Here is a 20,621-nt window from a genome sequence, read left to right as displayed (position 1 = left end):
ACAGTCAGGAACACAACAATCATGAGTGGAACAATGATGAACGGAACAGTATATCTTATCGGGTCCGGCCCCGGAGGGCTGGGCATGATGACGGTGCGGGCACGTGAGGTGCTCGATGCAGCAGATGTCATTCTCTATGATCAGCTCCCCGGCGCTGAGGTGCTTGCCTCCCTGCCTGAATCTGCTGAGTGTGTTGATGTCGGGAAATACGGCTCATCACACACCCTCGAACAGGATGATATTGAAGCCCTGATGGTGGAGTATGCCAAAAAGGGTCGGAGTGTTGTCCGCCTGAAGGGAGGCGACCCCTTCCTCTTCGGCCGTGGTGGTGAGGAGATGGAGACGATGCGTGAACATGGCATCCCGGTTGAGGTGGTGCCCGGTGTTACGAGTGCCATCGCCGTCCCTGAATGTGTGGGAATTCCTGTTACCCACCGGAAGTGGGCAAGTCAGGTCACGATTCTCACCGGGCATGAAGACCCCACAAAAGGGGAGTCTGCTCTCAACTGGCACTGGCTGGCACAGACAACCGGGACGATTGTTGTCTTAATGGGCGTGAAAAATCTCCCGAAGATTGCCGAGGCCCTTGTGGCAGGTGGCATGAACCCGGAAAAGCCGGTGGCCATTATTGAGCGTGGACTCCGGCCCGACCAGCGGGTGACCTGTGCTCCTCTTGAGGAGATCGCTAAGGTTGCAATAGAGGCCGGAGTGAAGGCCCCTGCGGTTGTTGTTATCGGAGAAGTGGCGACGTTGTATCGGGACGGGTCTGAAGGGCGGATGCATATTACCGGTGTGTGACACACCGAAAAGCAAAAACAGTTAATCCATATTGTCTGGAAGAATGTGGTATTGTTCTTCCGGGCCTGATTATCCAATGAAATGAGTAATATGTGTGGGGTTGTCCCCTCCGGTACGTGCTGAATCTTTTTTATACCACGCTCATTGAGTGCATCCATGACTTCCCAGAAGGGACCTCCGCTTTTGCAGGGTCGCGGGTATGCATCCCAAAAAAAACAGTTTGTGTGAGATTTACTCGCACACAACGACAGGTTTGATCAGGTCGGGCGGCTTTTCCTTCATCAGGAGCAGTGCTTCCTCAATTTTCTCGAATCCGGTGAATCTGTGGGTCATCAGTGGATTGAGGTCGAGCTTGCCGACTTCTACGAGGCTTGCGAGTTTCTCCATTCTCAGTCTGCCGCCGGGCATTAACCCGCAGTGGATGAACTTGTGGCTCATTCCGAAGCCCCATTCAACACGCGGGATGGTGACGAATTCGCCTGAGCCGAGGTAGTTGACGTTGCCAATCTTTCCGCCGGCTTTTACCATGGTGACTGCCTCTTCCATGGTCCTGACCGTACCACCTGCAATGCAGACCTTGTCAACACCCTTGCCGTCGGTTAATTCCATGACCTGTTCGACGGTGTCACCTTTCTTGTAGTTGATGATATCAGTCGCACCATATCCTTTGGCGGCATTGATACAGTCTGGTCTGCTTCCGACGGCAAGGATGTGTGAGGCACCCATGTGGTTTGCACCGGCGACCGCCATCAGTCCGACAGGGCCGATCCCGATACAGCAGACGGTGTCGCCAAGTCTGATGTCAGCAAGTTCGGCTGCGTGGAAACCGGTTGGGACCATATCAGAGATCATGGCCGCCTGGGCAACATCAATGGAGTCCGGGAGATGTGCCAGGTTGGCGTCCGCCTCGTTAACGTGGAACAATTCTCCAAACATACCGTCTTTGAAGTTAGAGAATTTCCAGCCTGCGAGCATGCCGCCGGAGTGCATGGCGAACCCTGCCTGTGCTTCAACGCTACCCCAGTCAGGAGTGATTGCCGGGATAAGGACACGGTCTCCGGGCTTGAAGTCCCTGACGTGGGAACCCACTTCAACGATTTCCCCGGTACCCTCGTGTCCGAGAATCATGTCTGTACGCTCGCCGATTGCACCCTCCCAGACAGTGTGAATATCAGAGGTACATGGTGCAAGTGCCAGTGGTTTTACCAGTGCGTCCAACGGGCCGCACTTTGGTGCATCCTTTTCTATCCAGCCGATCTCTCCGATCCGCTTCATTGCGAGTCCTTTAATCTGCTTCGCCATATTTTTCAGTCCTTTTGTTTCCGACTGCAAAAACAGCAGCCGATATTGGATGAAATGATATGGTCTCTCAAATATATTCTGCTCCTCAAAATATGGACATCTTCTGAAAGATAGGTGAATCTGTTGAAAAATGAATGAAATTCGTTGTAACAGTATATATGTGCAAAATGAGATGGATGCATTTTGAGGATATAAATCCTGATATTATGTTCTTTATTATTTACGGCATGAATTCCAAATAATTTGGTGAAAACGATGGTTTGCTGTGTTTCCCAAACCTCCTGAATGTGATTCAACGGACCCGCGCATGAAGATGAACGACTGGCAGAAGGTCTGGTCAGCCTAAAAAGAAAGATGCCAATCTCCATCTTTCCTGATACGGGGGATTGCAGTGGCAAAGAGTCCTGTCATATCTAAACGAAGAATAGTAACATACCTGAGGAGTGATTCTCCAAAAATGGCGGAAAATCGTGATTTATTCAGTTTTATGAGAGTTTATTATAGAGAGCGATATCAAGCGGTCCTGCAAACAGCGGCCCTGCTTTTGCGCCGAAATCCTGGAAATGTGCAGTCTTCATGTGAATATCAATTGCTTCCTGGTCTTTCCATTCCTCAATGAAGGTGAATCTGCTCGAATCAGAGATTTCTGCGTAGAAATTATAGGAGATATTCCCTTCCTCCTTTCTGCTTACTGCGACCAGATCAAGCGCAAGTTTTTTGAGTTCATTTACCGTTTCCGGTTTTACCTGACATTTGGCGATTATCGAGATCATATTTTTTCCTCCGTGTGTTATGTAGCAGTTCCTGATATTTCTTTCAGGAATTGGTTATTTACCACCAAGCATGCTTAAAATTCATGTTCCCCAAATGAGGAGCAAAATATCTATTATATGATGTAGATTACGTTGTATGGAATTTCGTATTCAGGCCGATGAAGATCTGTACAATCGACTTATTGAATGCGGGCTTCGTGAATATAGCGCAAAAATATATGTTGCCTTGTTTGGCATGGGGGTGGCAAGTGCAACAGAACTGCATGAATTCACCAAAATTCCCCGGGGACGTGTGTATGAGACTCTGACATATCTCGAGGAGAAACAATTTGTCTGTTCTTCAGGGTCAAATCCAACGATGTATAGGGTGGAGGATATTCACCGGACATTTTCTGTGTTCCAGAATGACCAGACTTCTAAAAGTGAAATACTCTATTCGTCCCTCCTCGAACTGGATGCCTTACACCACCCGGTGAGATTCCCCCTGAATATGGTACCCATTCTGACTGAGGAAGGTATTGAAGAACAATTTCGTATGATGTACAGGCGGGCGAAGTCAGAAATTGTGATTCTCTGTAATGATGCTGAACTGTTAAAGCGGTTTTCAGGTGATCTGCACAGGGTTCGAAAAAAAGTGGATGTGGAGGTGATTGTGTCAAAACCGGAGATGGCAAAAAAACTATCTTTGCCCTGTTATATGGTGAAGGATACCGTGGATAAGAGTCTGTTTTATTCGATGGGGTCAGATAATCAAAATTCAATCCTTTTGCAGATTTTTATCGATAGGCGCAATATGTTCATTATCTGTAATAATGACGAGCGGATGAATGGTTTTTATTCGCAGGATATTCTGCATAAAGAATTTATGATTACAACGCTCCTTCAGAATGTTACAAGAATAAAATATGTGATATAGCCCTTTTCCCTTTGCAGATTAATCAGAGAAATAGCAGACACCTCTGAGAAATATCAATGAGAATGCTGGTATGAATGTTAGTATAAATCAACTTCAGATATGATGGGTATCTGCTTTGAAGCTTCTACCGTACCGTCTTTGTTTACTCTATTCATCATTTGTCCGCAGCAGTAGAGAGGTAAGCCTGGTTCAATAACCAAAACAACACCACCGCAGTTTTCACATAGGTATTTTTCGCCGACATTTGTCATATCCGGACATTCGGCAAGTAACAATATATGTCTGATCGTCCGGGACATGCACTACCTTTTCCATCAATTTGTTCAAATATGTTCCATGTGGAACAAAATGTGTCCATTCAGATCATTGCTCTCCTGCTCAGAGGTGATTCACATCCCCGCAAACTCGCAAAAGATCTGGGCATCTCGCACACTACGGTGCTGCGGAAACTCAGGGTTCTTTTAGACGGGAATGTCGTTGACTTCAGGACAGAGGGGAAAAACAGGGTATATTTCCTGAAAAAAACCCTTGAAGCACGGGTGCATATTTTCATGATGGAGTGGAACGCACTCGGAAATCTGATCAAAGAGGCCCCCCATCTGAGATCTGTTATCAGGACAATTGAGGAGAGACAGGACATTCCGCTTGCCATACTCTTTGGCAGTTATGCGAAGGGGACTGCGGACCGGAAGAGGGATATCGATGTGTATATCGAGACGGACGATAGAGAGGTCAAAAAGGAGTTGGAATGGAGCAACTCGCGGCTCAGTATAAAATACGGACCCTGGGACCCGGATAATCTGCTGATCCAGGAGATCGCAAAAAACCACGTAATCCTAAAGGAATCAGAACGATATTATGAAAAAACAAAATTTTTTGAATAAACTTTCCCGGGAAGGAAAATCCGGATTGTTGAACCCATTGTTCAGGTCGAGAAGGCGTAACGCAAAAAATCGGAAATTTATCTTATTTCGGCGAAGATCCAGAACACTGCAAGTGTCATATCATCCCCTTTCTTGTAGCTCTTTGTCTACACTATTTTTGTAACCCTTGTACCCCTTTTCTGACCCCCGATTTAGATAATTGAGGGCCGAAACGGACGTATTTTTCATACTTTTTTCGCCACCATAAAATACGACCTTAATGCCTTTTATTTGCTGAAAATACCAATTATTATGGGCTAATGTGGGGTGGCAGTTCACGAATATTTTGAGAGGGTGTATGGGCTGTCTCCAGTTAAGATCGGCCCGCTCTGCCCGTCTGTGTGGATGGATATTTTTGGTGGACAGGTCGGATTTGGCGGATATTTATATAGTCCTTCATTTTTGATCAGGGTATTTCAGGTCCACTGGTCCAGCCAGTCGAGAACCGTGTCATGCCACAGGATACTGTTCTGCGGTTGTAACACAAAGTGGTTTTCATCGGGGAAGTACAGAAGTTTGCTCGGGATGTTTTTTCGCTGAAGGGCGGTGAACGCCCCGAATCCCTGCGTCTCGGGTATGCGGTAATCACACCCGCCCTGGACCACCAGCATGGGAGTCTTCCAGTCAGCCACATGCTCAGCCGGATTGAACCGTGAATACGCCTCCGGGTTCTGCCAGGGAGTGCCGTTGTTTTCCCATTCTTCGAACCAGAGTTCATCGGTGCTGAAATACATGGACCGGGTGTCGAATACGCCGTCATGCATCACCAGGCACCGGAACCGGTCGGGCCAGGCTCCTTCTATCCAGTCAACCATGAACCCTCCATACGAGCCGCCGAGCGCTGAGACCCGCTCCCCGTCCATCCAGGGATATTTCTCAAGCGTTGCATTCAGTCCTTTTTGGAGATCCACCAGCGGTTTTCCACCCCAGTCTTCCTGTATCGAATCGGTGAATGCCTGTCCGTATCCGACTGACCCGTGGAAATCGATCATCACTGCGGCGTAGCCTCTTCCGGCATAGACCTGGGGATTCCAGCGGTAATGGAAGGTGTCCGCAAATGAACTCTCGGGACCGCCATGAATAAGCAGAGCAACCGGGTATTTCTTTGCCGGATCGAAATCCACAGGTTTTACCACGTAGCCGTATACGGTCTCATTGTTCCAGCCGGAAAAGGAGAACTGCTCGGACTCCCCCATCCGCACCTCTACCAGCTGGTCCCGGTTGACCTGTGTTATCTGCTTTGCATGACTTCCGTCAGAGTTGATTGTCCAGATGTCGGCCGGAGAGGTATGGTTTGCCAGATTGTAAACGAGGCTGTTACCGATAGTGCTGACCGAAGAGACATACCCGTTCCCGACCAGTGTCTCAACATCCCCTGTTGCCGGGTCAATTGCAAACAATGCGCTGTTCCCCAAATCCATGGCGGTCACATAGAGTGTTTCCCCGTCCGGTGACCAGATGAGGGAGGTGGGAGAACGATTCCATGATGAGGCAACTTCCCGTTCCTCTCCGTCAGGCCATGAGCGGAGCATGATCCGGTACCGGTCGGACTCATATCCGGGACGGCTCATGGCAAGATATGCAAGCGTGCTGCCATCCGGCGAGAAGACTGGCTGCGTTACCCACGCCTTGTTAGCAGGAGTGAGATTGACGGGCAGATTCGTGCCGGAGATGGAGGCCCGATAGAGATTGTGTTCGGTACTCCACATCTCTTCCCTGCCGGTATCGGCTGTACTAAAGACAATACCCGAGTTATCCGGCGTGAACGTGTACTCCTCTGCACCGCCAAAGGGTACTGAGGGGCTGTCGGCCTCCATTGCCTTCATGATATCGACCGGTATGCCGGTGGAGAAGGGCATCACGAAGATATGGTTCCGCCGCCCGTCTTCAAAGGTATCCCAGTGACGGACCGGAAGGGTATCATACACGTTCCCGGATGAATTTAGTTCTTCTATTGCTTTCAGGTGTCGAGCTGTTTCTTCATCGCTGGTATTGGGAAAAACCTCCATGGAAAATGCAAGAGACTTCCCATCAGGAGAGCACTTCAGGTTCGCAAGATCCAGCGGGAGATCTGTTATCTGAACGGCATCTCCTATGGAAAGTGATGTCTTCCAGACCTGCGAACTCCCTGAGCACGTCGAGAGATAATACACTGCCGAGCCGTCCGGCGCCCAGCAGGGTTCCGCATCATTTCCCGGGGGGAATGTCAGCTGGTGTTGATCAGTTCCGTCGGGCCGTACCATCCAGAGGCTGCTAAGCCCTCTGTTCCCGGCAAAATCGGTGCTGCGCAGGGGGAAAACGATCCAAGTACCATCCGGTGACGGGGCCGGTGCACCGGTTCTCTGGAGCGTAACCAGATCACTCGCCGTGAAGGGATGTGATGCAGCTGCTGCAACAACCGGGGCCGCGATTGTTGCAAAAAGGGCGGCAATCACCAGACAGAGAAGTGTGGCCCTTTCGAGCCTATTGATATCCATGCATTATACTCGCCCGGATGACACGATATGTATTGTGAGATGAGACCATTTTGCCCGCTCCTGAGGCGGAGGTCTCCCGGAATATTGTCAGGTTCTATGAGAGGATGTATTGCCCGATTGCACGGGAGGTTCTGCCGGAGAGGTGAGGTCGCCGGATCCAATTTCGTCCTCCAGACTCTCAACAAACCGCTGCAAAAGGTCATGCCTCCCTTCAGCAATCTCCCGTGCACCGTCCGTATACATCAGCCCCTGAAGCTTCAGCAGTTTTTCATGGATGTGACCGACGGCACCCTCAATGCTGTCCCCGTGTTCGCCTGCCCGCATAAACGTCCGAGCAATCCCAACCGCTCCCATGGCATCGAGTTTGTCAGCGTCAGAGAGAATTTTTGCCTCCAGCGTCTCAGGTTCGGGGCCGGTGCTGAATCGGTGGGTGCGTATCGCATGGACAATTGCCGGGATGCGTTCCGCGTCGTAACCAACCTCCCGGAGGTATTTTTCTGCGATACGTGCCCCTTCTTCCTGGTGGGGGATGCCTGTTTCATCCTCGATGGGGCGGGCAACATCGTGGAAGAGGGCGGCCGGGATAAGAACCCGCATATCCGCACCTTCGTCCTCCCCTATCTCCCGAGAGAGGCGGGTGACGCGGAGGACGTGGTCAAGATCGTGGACTCCCGACTGCCTGAAGAATGTCTCGACATAGGCCCGTATTGTCTCAAACTCTCTCTTCTCCATAGTGAGAGAAAGATTGGCGGGGGATGGAGATAAGGAGTCGGGCCCTGTGCAGGGCACCACATCACAGGAAAATAATCAATCCGGGCCTGAAATGAGCGGAAAATCTGATTCATAAAAATAGAACCCATTTAATCAATCTGCAGAGAGTCTCTCCCCCCCAAAAATAGTTGAGTTGTCTGTTGTCTTTTTCAATCAGAATTCCTGAACAGCGGCGTTACCGCTGAATCCACCAACGCCTGACCAGATACCCGACGCCGATCAGCGACAGTATGACCACACCACCAATAGCGATTGTCGCAGGCGGGAGGCTGGGTGCCGGTTAAGTGATGGTAATGTTCCTGTTTGTCCGTGTATACCCATCGGCATTGAACGCCTGCAATGTTACCGGATAGGTGCCCGCAGCCGTATACGTGTGTGTGGGGTTTTGATCGGTTGATCCTGCGGGCTGGAGCCGCCAGGTGTCGCTATATATTATGTCGTCATTCCAGCCACCCATCAGCACAATGGAGCCGTCCGACATCGCGACGCCGGAGGGATGAACTCGTGCCGTCCACCCGGGATCTGCGTTCACCAGTGTCCATGTTGTGCCGGAATCTGTCGACCGCCACATGTCGTTCAGATAATGATCGTCGTCAATGATTCCACCCATTAAGAGGATACTGCCATCCGGCATCATGACTGACACCGGGGCCTGCCGTGCCGGCCATCCGGAGCTTGCATTCACCAGTGTCCAGGTTGCGCCATTATCATCTGACTGCCAGATGTCGTTCAGTGCAGAGGTGTCATCCCAGCCACCCATGAGTATGATACTCTCATCCGGCATTGCAACCGCTGTATGGGCAGAACGCTCTGACCACCCGGGATTTGCGTTCACCAGAGTCCATGTTTTGCCGTTATCAACTGACTGCCACACGTCATTTTTTAGCGTGCCGGAGTCATCCCGGCCGCCCATGAGGACAATAGTGCCATCCGGCATTGCCACGCTGGCAGAAAAGTATCGTTCTGACCACCCGGCATCTGTATTCACCTGTGTCCATGTTTCCCCGTAATCGGCCGATTGCCACGTGTCGTTGAACATGGTGACATTCTCATAACCGGCCAGTCCGCCCATGAGCAGGATACTGCCGTCCGGAGTCACAACACTGTTGTGGCCGTATCGTGCGGCCCACCCGGAATATGCGTTCTGAAGTGTCCATGTGTTCCCGTAATCAGTCGACCGCCACGTATCGTTCTTAAGGGATGCCTCTTTCGTGTAGTCGAGATCGTTAATCCCTCCCATGAGGATGATGCTGCCGTCCGGCATTGCTACCATGCCGGGCCCGCCTCTTCCCGACCATTGGGAATCCCCGGTCTCTTTTGTCCACGGCTGCGAATACGATTCATCGCCGAAGAACCATACCCAGCCGGTTGGGCTGCCGGTCGATTCGTCAGTGAAGTCTACGGTCAGGGGTGCTGTGCCTGATATTGGGGTGCCGCTGAACGCCGCTTGTGGGACTGCCTGCTGTGTACTGGTCGTACACCCGGCAATGCACATCGCTGCTACAAGAATTGCGAGAATGGCAAGAGTGACGTGAAAGGATCTCATCCAGAATTATCCGTTGTTTTCTTTGAAAGATGTTGGTATCCATTGGATTCAGAGAACAGATTTTTCACATCCCTGCGGGCTCTCCTTCTGTATTAATTGTGTGAGCTTTCCCCTATCATGTGGTCTTTGTCGGTTCAGTCCCCGTGACCCGCGATCACATATAACACAGTGCTGGAGTCGGGTATGTGTGTACCGATTGGGTAACCTGCTGTGCTGAATAGTGCGACTCCCGCAGTGCTTCTGCTGAAAATCACAATGATTGCCGGCCGGGGATGCTGCATGAGAATATTCGGTGTTATTATCCGGAAGCAGAGGCCGTAATCAAAGTTAAAAATAGATATCCCGGTTGTAATACTGTCCCGGACACAGACAATCTGTCCGGGGCAATGTCGGTATTATTTGCGGGAAGAAGAATTACTGCTCTGGTGAAGGGTATGCCGGGCCGGTGTATATCCCGGAGCCCAGCCACCAGTCATCATCGATTTTCACACCATACACCAGTTTTGATTCGAGCGTCTTGTCGTGTGTGGGATTGACATAATTGAGCTGGTAAAAACCGCTTCCGTTTTTCACCGATTCGATGTATCCCCTGAGGAAAATTCCCGTGTCTCCCTCATCCAGACGGTATAATCCGACCTTCTCCGGACTGACCGGATGGGCAAGGGTTGTACCGTTGAAGGTATAGGCGTAGATATAGAGTTCGCCATCGATAAACGAACCATTTGGGTTGTTAAATTCTGCAAGGGCTTTCTCTTTGCCGTTTGTTTTTGCATAGGCGGCTGCACTGTCAACGAAGGCGATGAGCGTTTCATTGGAGGTGTAGGTATCCTGTGGGAGGGTATCGGTATTTTCCTGCGGTGGAGTCGCGATAATAGGCTGTTCCTGTGTGCAACCGGCTGTTAAAAGAAACAGGCCAAGAACAAGCATGAAGAGGAATGAAATTGACGTTTTGTGCATATTTTTTGTTGCGTTTTTCCCCCGATAAAGATGTGTATTCATGAATAAATCGGAGGTTTTTTGTGACAGTTTCACTCTCTCAGGGACCATTCCTTTCCGTATCGGCCATTCCCGCGCCATCATTGTGATGGTTCACAACGATATCGGGTTCATCGATTCAGTCTCAAATCTTCTTACAGGATGTGTAATATTACTAAAGTAAAAACCACCAGCAAAGATCTGGTAATCATGTTCTTTTTTGCGTTGATTGGATTTCTGCATCAGAACTGCTGGATTGTAATCCAATGGATACGTTTTAGGAAATTGCACTACGATCCAAATAGGAATCGAATTAGATATATTCCAGTTGGATCACTTTGCTGCCATAATTCTCTCAGAAGCAAAGAGTACATTTTCGATTCGAACGATTGAGGAGTACGAGATGATTGGTTCGTCAGATTGCAGCGTAATGTCTTATGTTGTAAATTTATACATCCGAAGATTCCACGTTTGAGCATGTACACCCGTGAGGCCTCGTCCCTCGACCTTTTCACCGATTCTATCCGGCTTATGGGAGATGCCACCCTGTGTGCGATTATGGAATTTGACAGAACCCTTGACCCTGTCCGTCTTCAGGAAGCTGCCCAGGAGTGTCTCATGGCCCATCCCGTTCTTCACAGCCGGCTTGTCCGGGGAGATGGCCCGGCAGTCTGGGAGATGGTGGATGGTGTGCGTATTCCTCCTGTGCAGGTGGAAGAATGTGATGGGGATTATCATTCCCGTGTCGCGGGCCCGGTTGATCCCTACGAACCGCTGCAGTTTCGCGTACGGCTGCTGCGAAGACCAACGGGGGATTTGGTCGTGACGAACCTCGCTCATGCTGCCGCAGATGCGTTTGGTCTTGCTACACTCATGTCACAGTTGCTGCAGGAATACCAGACACCCGGCAGCATCCGTCCCGCAGAAGGGGAGATCCCGGAACGTGACACGCTCTGGACCCAGAGTGTCGAACTGCAGGGAATGCTGGAATCACCGGATATGAAAGTGATTAACCCGTTGTGGCCCGATCCGTTCGGCACATCCTCTGAGCCTTCAGCATTTCACCGGGAATGTATCAGTGCCCCGGAACTGGAGGCAATTCGCACCCGTGCAAAGGCGCTCGGGGGCAGCATCAATGATCTAATAATTGCAGCCTACTTCCTCTCCATGAGTGACCTCACGGGCCATATGGGTCCGGTTGATATTTTTTTCCCCGTCAACCTGCGCCAACACCAAAATGACGGGTCACGGGTGATGAGCAACCAGGCCGCCAATGTCTGTGTTGCTCTTCATCGAAAAGAGGGAGAGGGGATGGAAGAGATTCTTCCCCGTGTAACGAGGGAGACGAAACTCCTGAAGGGAAATACCATCGGCATCCGTGAACAGATCCTGATGGACATGGCCTGCGACCTGGAAGGCAGACAGATTCACAGAATGGTGGAGGAGATGGTGGCCCTCCAGGAATCCGGTCACGCGGATATCTTCGTCTCGAATCCGGGGCCATTAACCCTCCCGGATGTGGAAGGGCTCACCGATGCCTATGTCTGTTATCCCGGATGCTACATGCCCACCACCTGTTTTATTACCAGCACGTTTAAGGGGCAGATGACTGTTACTATGGGGTATCAGGATAGCGAACGGGCGAGGGAGGGGACACGAAAGGCGATGACGCTCTTCGTGGAATATTTGCTGGCAGTGTGAAGAAAAGAAAACACACGTAATTGCTCTCTCTTTCGGAGTGTGTTAATCTATTGAATTATAAAAATCGATTTATCCCTTCATTCCTTTGATTTCTGAGGAAATATATACAAAATCTGCAAAAAGAAAAGCCGGGAAATAATAATTATGCAGCCCGGAATCCCGAACTCATGGGTTTGTTTTCAGGTAAATGAATATGACTTGCTTTCAAAATTACTCTTTCCTGAGAGTTCCTGTGCAATCCTTTTCCCCAGCTCCTCTGCTGCCTTCACTGCTTCCGGCTGCGTTTCAAAACCGTGGAATCCAACAGTCTCAACGGTAGCATCAGGGCCAAACATGACTTTAACGCCGCTGAATTCACACGTATCGCCGTTACCACATTTCATACAGGGTACACTGCCGACTATCTTCACATCACCGACAACATTCATTCCTGCTTCTTGCATGAAGTTTTTCACCGACATAACTCCCATCTCTGCAACCGGAGGATATGGTTCGTGCTGCGGGACTGCGGATGTTATTACGATACCTGCGGGCTTGCCTCTCTGAAGGCCTTTTTGGTGGTGCAGGCAATAGAGGCGTTCAAGGAAGGACTTTGTCCGTCCGTCAAGTGAACTATACGGAGTATATCCTCCGACTACGAGGGCATCGGCGTCTTTAACCCGTTGTGCCAGTTCGGTTATATCATCATTGAGGACACAAACATTGGTGGAAACGCATTTCAAACAGCCACGGCATCCTTCGAATTTATGATTGCTGAGTTTTACGAACTCTGTTTCCATGCCTGTGGCATCAAGTACTGCTTTTATGGCTCTGTCAGTATTACTGTTCGGTATTGGTGACCCGGAAACTCCTATAACTTTCATAATAATTCTCCAAATTGGTACATTCCATTTTACTTACTTTTCAATTTGTCTCATCTTTAAAAAGGGAATTGATTATAATTGATTATAATCCTGCCTTTCCAACGAGGATGTCTGCGACCTGCTTTGCACTGGTAAAGGGGAAGTCCTCTGCGGTGAGAAGTGATCCTGCCTCTCCTGCGGTTACTTTAAAATCTCCTGACTTACAGGTGGTGTCTGCACCGGCAGGCATTGCTGCAAGAAGTTCTTCTGGTGTGTTAATTGGGAAGGCTGCGTTTGCAAGTGCACCTTCAATCTGGGAATGGATATCTTCTTTTATGCTCATTTTGTCTCTCTCCTTTGTTTGTGTTGCATGAATGGTTGAATGACTTTCGAAAACATTGAACCACAATACTAGATGGGTTGGTCATTTTAATATACTTAATCTGCACTGGAATGCACCTAGTGCATTTGGGTAACTCCAGAGACTTTTAAGGTCTTGCCAGATACTTTTATTGGGATGTGCATACATTTTCTACTATGAGTGAAGATTGTGATTCTGATATTGGCGATATCAGAGTCAAGCTCGATGAAATTCACCGGGATGTCAGGACTTTTATCGAAGATTCCAACAGGCAGCACCTGGAATCTGTTCTGGCATTTGTCAGAAGTGATTATTCCGATGTCCTGGAAAAACATCTTGTTGCCGATGCAGAGGCCGGACTTTCAAAAAATATGGTGGGAAAATGTGACAACCTTGAACAGTGCAGAGCTGTTTTCACTGATCTGTTACAGAAAAATGCATTACTCATCAGGCAACCCTCAGTAGCTGGTGAATATATTGATGCCAAACGTGCCGAGATCAAAAATTTACGGAACGATATGCCCTACGATAAATGTGAAATTTGCTTCTCTGAGGTCTTAGACCAGTTTGAAAAACAGGTCCACCTCATGCAGTCGTTGAGGATATACGAAACAAAGAAGGACACAAAACAGGTCATATCACATATCCCTACACAGTCTGTGATTGATGGCATACTCGAACCTCTCTGTCATCCCAAACGGTTAGAGATACTAAAAGCGGTCTCCGGCCAGTCAATGAGTTTTTCTCTCCTTTCCAAACTGACCGGCCTTCGCGGAGGCAACCTGTTGTTTCATCTCCAGAAACTCTCAGATGGCGGGATGATAATCCAGCAGCATGAGAGGGGGGATTATATGATCACAGCCAAAGGGTTCAGGGTGATGGAAGGAATCACTGAGATGTATTCCTCTCTCATCCCTGAAGATAACTAAACTTTTCAGAGCAGCAGGAGATGGGCACGGTCAGAGAAAGTATTCAGGTTTTAATGCCTTAAAATCGCCCCGGAAACGATAACCGATTGGTATCAGAACTTCTTCAGGCAACATTTGCTGTCACTGGCGGACGGATGTTGAGATTGGGTACTTCAGGAGTAATCTGTGGGTAAAACCCCCTCATTGCAATCCTACGTCCGACCCTCCTTATGTCTTCCCGTCCTTGTTGGATGGTTTCTTTCTTCCCTGACATTCAGTGACCGGTTTCCGGCTGAGAAGAGAACGGAACCTGTCTCTCTGGTGAAATAGTCACCAGCCATACGAAAAAAATAGACACAGAGGCTGACAGTGAAGTGAGTCTTCTTCTGGTTCCGGAGTGTTCGTGATTATTTTTTTGTTGAAGAAAGAAGGATTATTCATCTCCCGGATGGGAAGTACAGCAGAGGTCACACATTTATGCGGATAAAAATCTGTGGTATCACTACGAAAGAAGATGCAAAGGTGGCTGTAGCTGCCGGTGCGGATGCTGTGGGGGTGATCTCCCATTCCCCTGAATCACGGCGCAACCTTTCGGATACAGGAGTGAAAGAAATATTTTCAGCAGTGGGCACAGATTGCATCTGTGCCATTGTCACGCATACGGCTGACCTGGATGAACTCCGGGCTGTCTGTGCACTCCACCCGAATGAGATTCAGATAACCCATCCGTTTCCCCGTTCATTGGTACCCCGTTCGATTCGTGTTGTCCGGGTCATATCGCCCGGTATGCCTGTTCCGGATGATTGTGATGCAGTGATTGTCGATGCAAGTATGGGGAAGGGAAAGCGGTATAATTCAGAATATTCAGTTTTAGTGAGAAAACAGGCTAAGGTTCCGGTCTATCTCGCAGGAGGCCTGACACCGGAAAATGTCGGTGAGGCAGTGAGGTCTGTCCGTCCTGATGGTGTGGATGTGGCGACCGGTATTGAAATATCACCCGGCATTAAAGACCATACAAAAATTCATGCTTTTATCCGTGCGGTTAAGGCAGCAGAAGGATTTCAGAAAAAATATGAATGAAAGTTCGGGCAGAATTCAGGGTGAGATGATTTTCGTAATCTCATCCCTGAATGCCTCAGCTTCCTTCTCTGTTTCGGCCTCAACATAGAGGCGCATAAAGGGTTCTGTGCCTGAAGGCCGGAGAAGGGCCCACATTCCCTTCCGGTTGATTCTGACACCATCTGTTAAATCAAGATTATCATCTGAAAAAGCACTTTCAGCTTTTTTCAGAAGTTCTTTTGGTGACTCTGTGTGAATCTTGTCTTTCAGCATTGCATGGGGAGGAAGGGATGCCTTGAGTTCACTGAGTTTTTTCCCGCTCGATTTCAGGAGTGCCACCATCGTTGCAGCAGTCATAGCACCGTCACGGCAGTGCTGATTGCCCGGAAGAATAAGGCCACCGTTTCCTTCCCCGCCAAAGACAACCGTTTTTCCCTCTGCTGACAGGGCAAGCATCCGCCGTGCAACAGAGATGCTTCCAACCCGTGTGTACTCAACGACTGATCCGGTCTCTTCTGCGATACGTTCTGCAAGGAATGATGTACTGACCGGTGTTACGACAATGCCGGGTCTGTCTGAACAGATGAACCGTTCAACAAGGGCGAACTGTTCATTTTCTTCCAGGAATTCTCCGGTTTCATCGACAAAGACTGCACGGTCTGCATCACCATCATGGGCGACACCAAAGGCAGCACCTGTTTCCCGAACCAGTTCTGAAAGAGGCTGCAGACCTTCCGGTGATGGTTCCGGCATTCTTCCCGGAAATGTTCCGTCCATCATGCCGTTTATGGTGACTACACGACATCCCATCTTTGTGAGAACACGGGGGGTGCTCTCACAGGCAGGGCCTGAGCCAGGGTCGGCAACGACAGTCATCCCGTCGGCATTGATATCTTTCCAGTATCCTGCAATGGCATCGATATACTCGTTTACCATTTCCGGTGAGGAAGTGAGAATGCCCATGTTATCCCATCCTGCGAGGGTGAATTTTTCAGCAAAGAGATGCCCTTCGAGACAGATGGTCTGGGTATCATCCATCTCTGTACCGTCACCTTCGATTATTTTCACGCCGTTATATTCAGGTGGATTGTGGGATGCAGTGATGACAGCGCCGGCATCAAAGTGTTCACGCACAAGATACTGAACCGCAGGGGTAGGGAGTACCCCAAGGTCAACCACATCATGCCCGGTTGCAAGGAGTCCTGCTATCATTGCACGGGATAGTGCAGGGCCTGATGTGCGTGTGTCGCGTCCCACGCCGATACGCCCTTTTCTCATCGTCCCAAGTGCCATTCCAATCTTCATCACCAGTTCAGGGTTCATCTCTTCACCGATGATACCCCGGACTCCGTTTGTTCCGAACAGTTGTTTTTCAGGCGTTTCCATGGTATTCTCCAATAAGTGTTTTTCCTGCATCATGTAATTCATGTTTCATTCGGTCGATTCCATGCATCAGTGCGGCAAAGGCTTCCGGGCGGTGACGGGCGATAACGGCAATATAGGTGAGGTCATCACCTGCAGGAATGATGCCTGTCTGGTGGTGGAAGCGCACACCAAGGACACCGGGAATCTGTTCCATATCGTTTCGTATATCTTCTGATAGTGTATGGATGGTTTTTTTGTCTGAAAAGTCCAGAGATTCTGTTATTTCAGTGCCGGTAACTCTTCGCACAATTCCATTAAATGCAGCAATACATCCGGTGTCATCAGACATGCAGTCACGTTTCAGCTCTTCCACCAGTCCCTGAAGGGTAAAAACTTCAGAAAACTCGTCGATATGGGTGAGGACATCTTCTGGTTTTGGATTTCTGAGTATGCAGTTATCGATTTTTAGATCGCCTATGACCACCTTTTGAAATGATTCTGCTTTATGCCCTTCAATGATGGTGAACGCCACTCCCTGATCGGAAAGAAGGTTCAGCATATCATAAAGTGACCCGTTCCGTATCGCAGCGATTGCTTTTTCCGGATCTGTCCCTATGACAATGTCTGCCCCGTGTTCATAGTGGGTTGTTGTGTCTTTGCCGGGAGGCTGTTCAAAATAGTGCGAATGAAGGTGTTTTATCACTGCTGTTTTCCCGTGCTTTTTAAGCAGGGGAATGAGTGTATGAATAAAGGTGGTCTTCCCGCTGTTTGATCTGCCAACCACATGTATGATTCTCATATGTCTTCTCCGTCTGTCTGTGTTTCTTTTTTCTGTTCTTTCTCTTCATCAGGAATGGGAGGTTCACGATTTCTGATCATGGATGCTGCTTCTGCAACCTCCCGCATAACGTCGGTGATGCGATCTTCAATATCGATTTCATCATCGATGTCGATGGATGTGCCTTCGACTTCCAGGAGGAAGCGGGCCACTTCTGAGGATTCAAAGAGAATATCGTCGAGTTCATCTGCGGTAAAGAAGCCACAGAGCGCTCCATAAAAAAATGTGGCGCCTGATTTCCTGACTTTTCGTTTGAATGAACTACGTGCCTGATTGACTGCCTGTGGTGAATATGTGTCTGTCATAAAGGGGACAAGGTCTGGAAGATTCTCCCCGATAAACGTCATCTCTGCACCGCCCCGTGTGGAAAAGTCAGCACAAAGACGGGCAATTGCCCATTCACGTGCAGTCACATAGGTGTGTTTCCGGAGAAACTGGTTTACCCTTCGATATGCTGCACCGTCTACCTTCTGAAACTTGCGGTATTTGTTAATCCGCTCTTCATCTTCAGGAGAAAGGGGTGGTCGTCCCGGCATCAGGGCAGGCATATCAGCGTTAAAGCCGAGGATGGCCTGCACTTTTTCCTGTATATCCAGGTAAGACTGGTCCGACATTACAGAGGTGGGATCATCCACTATTTCTTCAGGGGTGGGTGTGGCTTCGGGAGGGATTGTTTCAGTTGGTTCTTCCGGAGTGTCCCTTATATTTTCATTGCCCGTAATTCGTTCATCTGAGTTTTCTGTGGACTTTACACTGTTTGTATTGGTTAATGCGACTGGTTCGTGCTGTTCTTCCCGGGGAGTCACTTCTTCTGGTTCGGAAGAATCATTCTGCCCGTCTCCATTTTCCGGCAAATTCCCTTCAACAACCATCAATTAATATGGGATTGTTCCATTCATCAACCTTATGGGATCATTCCTGTTTATTTGGTAAATATATTGCATCATATGGGTCTTTTGGGATTGTGTACTAACCATTGTGGCTCTTACGGTTTCTCTGAATATTTTTTGGTTTGCTCATTTTTTATCGAAGATACTGTTTGTTTTGAATATTTTCTGGTGTATGTCTGATCTAAATTGCTCTGGTTTGGCTGGAAATTGCATGTGTTGAATTGCTTCACATAGCAATTCCTACGATTTGGAGATGAAAGAATGGTTTTGGTATTTTCAAAATTGGGTAGGGATTGTACCTTCCTTTGATCTTTTTGTGAGAGAGATTTGTCCTGCACCTGGATGTGAGATGTGGAACAGAAGCAAATTCAGTACATTGTTTTCCATTGGTGCGGCTGAGGGGTGAAATTGCATCCCTGGTCCAGGGTTCTGATGTCTGCGTGGCTGGCATTATTTCATGGTCGTATCTGTTTTTTGGTGCTGGAATCCGTATTGAGTGGTCAGGAGGAGTTACGTATATTTTTTATTATTCCATTTGCAGGGATGGATGTCTGAATGAAATGAAATTGGGCATCGCTTATGTATAGCATCATACGGTTTATTGACGTGATCTGCCAATGATGTGTGATTCAAAATAACTCGACAATTTGTCAATATTATGCAAATTGGGATCTTATTGTGGCATAATTAGGTATTTTATCTGTGCCGTTTGTATTGGATGAACGGTGCTCCGTTCAGAAACTGTGGTTGGGGTGGGAGAATGAAAAAAAGAGACAATTGAAAAAAAATCCCCGGCATTATAAACGAAATGGGAATGAAATCTCTCCAATATATTCATCATGTACGGATGTGGGGACGAATCAATCCTTTCTGTTGGTCATTATGACATTGTGGTGAGTGCCTTGTTTTCGTGGGATATATATCGGGGTGAATAGGGCAGGCCAAAAAAATATGTCTTCACAATTTCATCCATTTTGGGGGTATAAAAGCAATGGAAATCAATGGTTTTGGTTTTCCTGAGTGATGTTTTCTCCCTTCTTTTCTGTTTTTTTATTTGGAGTATATCACGGTTGAACTACCTCATTGTGTGGATATCCCGGGAACTGATAAACACTGATGAATTATTCAGCAAAACAGGGGAATGAAAGTGCAGATTCTGATTCTATGCAGCACTTAAACGAGATTGTAGGAGAATGATATTTCTGCCAGACGCTCATGCAGTATATCTCCATGGAGGTGCTCTCCTTCAATCGTAAATAAGGGGGGTATAGGATTGCCCGATTTCACCTTAAAAGAAGGTCTGTATGTCACCTATGTTCATCCAGGGGGTGGCGGATATCAAATGGTATTTCCGGGTGATGGTATCAAATCAACATGGGGTGCCGCTCTTTTTTCCATCGTTTTCCAGGAATGAAATCCAGATAAAGGGATGGGCAAAGGTATCGTTGAAACATTACAGAAGAACTTGAACTTAGGTGAGATAATCTCTATAGCTGGTGTGATTATTAACAAAAAATTTTGCATGGTTCAGGGCACCGCAGATTCCGGATCAGTGGAGTGCCAGTTACAAATACAGGCGTAACAGAACTGCAAAATTAAGATATTACGTTCTCGTCTTTTATGGAAGACCAATATTATGGTGGTGAATTTTTTGGGAATCTGCTCGTATCATCCAGAAATCGAATTGGTCTCGTTCGGAATCGGATACCCGAATTGCAGGAGAGAAGTGGCTGGGAACGGAACGTCTGGAGTATCAATTCAGGGAACCTGAATCCTGTGCCATTTTCAGAACGGCTGATAGGTAAAGGCGTAGACATAAGGCTGGAGAATTGGTGTTTCTCTGTTGTAATGGTTGTTACAAAATGAAACACACGGCCCGCTTTGTGAAACATAAACGCCAAAAATCCAGATGGTTTGTCCTGGTAACGAACAGATGTCGGGGGAATGTCTACTGATAAAACAAAAATTTCTCTGAAATTATGTGTGTGGGATAGGAGGTCGCTGATGTGTTTTTTTTGTTTCATTGCTGTTTATGTGGGTTCTTAAAAATGAGTTGAATCCATTCATCACCTGAATCAGAGTCTTGTCGATGACATCTGATTTTTGTTATTTCCTGTTTCTGAAGAAGAATGGAGTGGGTGGGTTCATCCCTCCTGTTCCGGGTTTTACCTGAGGT

Annotated in this window: 19 protein-coding genes; 7 read left to right on the top strand and 12 right to left on the bottom strand. The window is 48.3% G+C overall.

Annotated elements, in window-relative coordinates:
• Nucleotides 1–36: 36 nt before the first annotated feature.
• Nucleotides 37–798: a uroporphyrinogen-III C-methyltransferase gene (gene cobA, locus L0665_RS02125; protein ID WP_274925708.1), complete on the top strand. Its 762-nt coding sequence runs from the start codon at nucleotides 37–39 to the stop codon at nucleotides 796–798.
• 231 nt (nucleotides 799–1,029) lie between these two features.
• Here cobA and L0665_RS02120 read toward each other — a convergent pair whose 3' ends face one another.
• Together L0665_RS02120 and L0665_RS02115 are read right to left on the bottom strand one after the other, a co-directional pair.
• Entirely contained in the window at nucleotides 1,030–2,100 is a 1,071-nt protein-coding gene (locus L0665_RS02120) for an NAD(P)-dependent alcohol dehydrogenase (protein ID WP_274924064.1), read from the bottom strand.
• A 485-nt stretch (nucleotides 2,101–2,585) separates the two neighbouring features.
• A complete protein-coding gene (locus L0665_RS02115; RefSeq protein WP_274924063.1) occupies nucleotides 2,586–2,873 on the bottom strand; it encodes a putative quinol monooxygenase in 288 nt (95 codons plus the stop codon).
• A gap of 136 nt (nucleotides 2,874–3,009) precedes the next feature.
• Here L0665_RS02115 and L0665_RS02110 point away from each other — a divergent pair, with 136 nt between their 5' ends.
• Nucleotides 3,010–3,789 (top strand): TrmB family transcriptional regulator, encoded by a 780-nt coding sequence (locus tag L0665_RS02110; protein ID WP_274924062.1) that lies wholly within the window; start codon nucleotides 3,010–3,012, stop codon nucleotides 3,787–3,789.
• A gap of 77 nt (nucleotides 3,790–3,866) precedes the next feature.
• On the opposite strand, the gene L0665_RS02105 is transcribed toward L0665_RS02110, so the two are convergent.
• Nucleotides 3,867–4,040: a hypothetical protein gene (locus L0665_RS02105; protein ID WP_274924061.1), complete on the bottom strand. Its 174-nt coding sequence runs from the start codon at nucleotides 4,038–4,040 to the stop codon at nucleotides 3,867–3,869.
• A 78-nt stretch (nucleotides 4,041–4,118) separates the two neighbouring features.
• Here L0665_RS02105 and L0665_RS02100 point away from each other — a divergent pair, with 78 nt between their 5' ends.
• Nucleotides 4,119–4,673: a nucleotidyltransferase domain-containing protein gene (locus tag L0665_RS02100; RefSeq protein WP_274925707.1), complete on the top strand. Its 555-nt coding sequence runs from the start codon at nucleotides 4,119–4,121 to the stop codon at nucleotides 4,671–4,673.
• A 455-nt stretch (nucleotides 4,674–5,128) separates the two neighbouring features.
• Here the strand turns inward: L0665_RS02100 and L0665_RS02095 are convergent, their stop codons facing one another.
• The 4 genes from L0665_RS02095 to L0665_RS02080 all read right to left on the bottom strand — a co-directional run bounded on the left by L0665_RS02095 (nucleotide 5,129) and on the right by L0665_RS02080 (nucleotide 10,463).
• Complete coding sequence (locus L0665_RS02095) at nucleotides 5,129–7,189, bottom strand: S9 family peptidase (protein ID WP_274924060.1); 2,061 nt, start codon at nucleotides 7,187–7,189, stop codon at nucleotides 5,129–5,131.
• 87 nt (nucleotides 7,190–7,276) lie between these two features.
• Entirely contained in the window at nucleotides 7,277–7,921 is a 645-nt protein-coding gene (locus L0665_RS02090; protein WP_274924059.1) for an HD domain-containing protein, read from the bottom strand.
• A 319-nt stretch (nucleotides 7,922–8,240) separates the two neighbouring features.
• Nucleotides 8,241–9,506 carry a Kelch repeat-containing protein gene (locus L0665_RS02085; protein ID WP_274924058.1) on the bottom strand — a complete coding sequence of 422 codons (1,266 nt, stop codon included), beginning with the start codon at nucleotides 9,504–9,506 and terminating at the stop codon, nucleotides 8,241–8,243.
• A gap of 414 nt (nucleotides 9,507–9,920) precedes the next feature.
• Nucleotides 9,921–10,463, bottom strand: coding sequence for a cache domain-containing protein (locus tag L0665_RS02080; protein ID WP_274924057.1), 543 nt, complete (start codon nucleotides 10,461–10,463; stop codon nucleotides 9,921–9,923).
• Between the two features lie 40 nt (nucleotides 10,464–10,503).
• Here L0665_RS02080 and L0665_RS02075 point away from each other — a divergent pair, with 40 nt between their 5' ends.
• Nucleotides 10,504–10,665 carry a hypothetical protein gene (locus L0665_RS02075; RefSeq protein ID WP_274924056.1) on the top strand — a complete coding sequence of 54 codons (162 nt, stop codon included), beginning with the start codon at nucleotides 10,504–10,506 and terminating at the stop codon, nucleotides 10,663–10,665.
• A gap of 293 nt (nucleotides 10,666–10,958) precedes the next feature.
• The gene (locus tag L0665_RS02070) at nucleotides 10,959–12,182 is read left to right on the top strand and encodes a hypothetical protein (protein WP_274924055.1); all 1,224 of its coding nucleotides are present in this window, start codon (nucleotides 10,959–10,961) and stop codon (nucleotides 12,180–12,182) included.
• A 179-nt stretch (nucleotides 12,183–12,361) separates the two neighbouring features.
• Here L0665_RS02070 and L0665_RS02065 read toward each other — a convergent pair whose 3' ends face one another.
• Nucleotides 12,362–13,045 (bottom strand): flavodoxin family protein, encoded by a 684-nt coding sequence (locus tag L0665_RS02065; RefSeq protein ID WP_274924054.1) that lies wholly within the window; start codon nucleotides 13,043–13,045, stop codon nucleotides 12,362–12,364.
• A gap of 82 nt (nucleotides 13,046–13,127) precedes the next feature.
• Entirely contained in the window at nucleotides 13,128–13,367 is a 240-nt protein-coding gene (locus L0665_RS02060) for an MTH865 family protein (RefSeq protein ID WP_274924053.1), read from the bottom strand.
• Between the two features lie 194 nt (nucleotides 13,368–13,561).
• Here L0665_RS02060 and L0665_RS02055 point away from each other — a divergent pair, with 194 nt between their 5' ends.
• Together L0665_RS02055 and L0665_RS02050 are read left to right on the top strand one after the other, a co-directional pair.
• A complete protein-coding gene (locus L0665_RS02055; protein ID WP_274924052.1) occupies nucleotides 13,562–14,314 on the top strand; it encodes a winged helix-turn-helix domain-containing protein in 753 nt (250 codons plus the stop codon).
• A gap of 456 nt (nucleotides 14,315–14,770) precedes the next feature.
• Nucleotides 14,771–15,373 (top strand): phosphoribosylanthranilate isomerase, encoded by a 603-nt coding sequence (locus L0665_RS02050; RefSeq protein ID WP_274924051.1) that lies wholly within the window; start codon nucleotides 14,771–14,773, stop codon nucleotides 15,371–15,373.
• Nucleotides 15,374–15,388: 15 nt separating this feature from the next.
• Here L0665_RS02050 and glmM read toward each other — a convergent pair whose 3' ends face one another.
• The 3 genes from glmM to L0665_RS02035 are packed head-to-tail and all read right to left on the bottom strand — an operon-like array spanning nucleotide 15,389 to nucleotide 18,427.
• Nucleotides 15,389–16,738, bottom strand: coding sequence for a phosphoglucosamine mutase (gene glmM / locus L0665_RS02045; RefSeq protein ID WP_274924050.1), 1,350 nt, complete (start codon nucleotides 16,736–16,738; stop codon nucleotides 15,389–15,391).
• Nucleotides 16,725–17,516 (bottom strand): molybdopterin-guanine dinucleotide biosynthesis protein B, encoded by a 792-nt coding sequence (gene mobB, locus L0665_RS02040; protein WP_274924049.1) that lies wholly within the window; start codon nucleotides 17,514–17,516, stop codon nucleotides 16,725–16,727. Before mobB ends, glmM begins: the two co-directional genes overlap by 14 nt.
• Nucleotides 17,513–18,427, bottom strand: a complete 915-nt coding sequence (locus L0665_RS02035; protein ID WP_274924048.1) for a DUF5806 family protein — start codon at nucleotides 18,425–18,427, stop codon at nucleotides 17,513–17,515. The genes mobB and L0665_RS02035 overlap by 4 nt, the downstream gene beginning before the upstream one ends.
• Nucleotides 18,428–20,621: the final 2,194 nt, after the last annotated feature.

Source organism: Methanogenium marinum (assembly GCF_028912405.1).
Classification (GTDB): domain Archaea; phylum Halobacteriota; class Methanomicrobia; order Methanomicrobiales; family Methanomicrobiaceae; genus Methanogenium; species Methanogenium marinum.
Note: the sequence above shows the minus strand (reverse complement) of the source record. Positions and strands in the feature narration are given on the sequence as shown.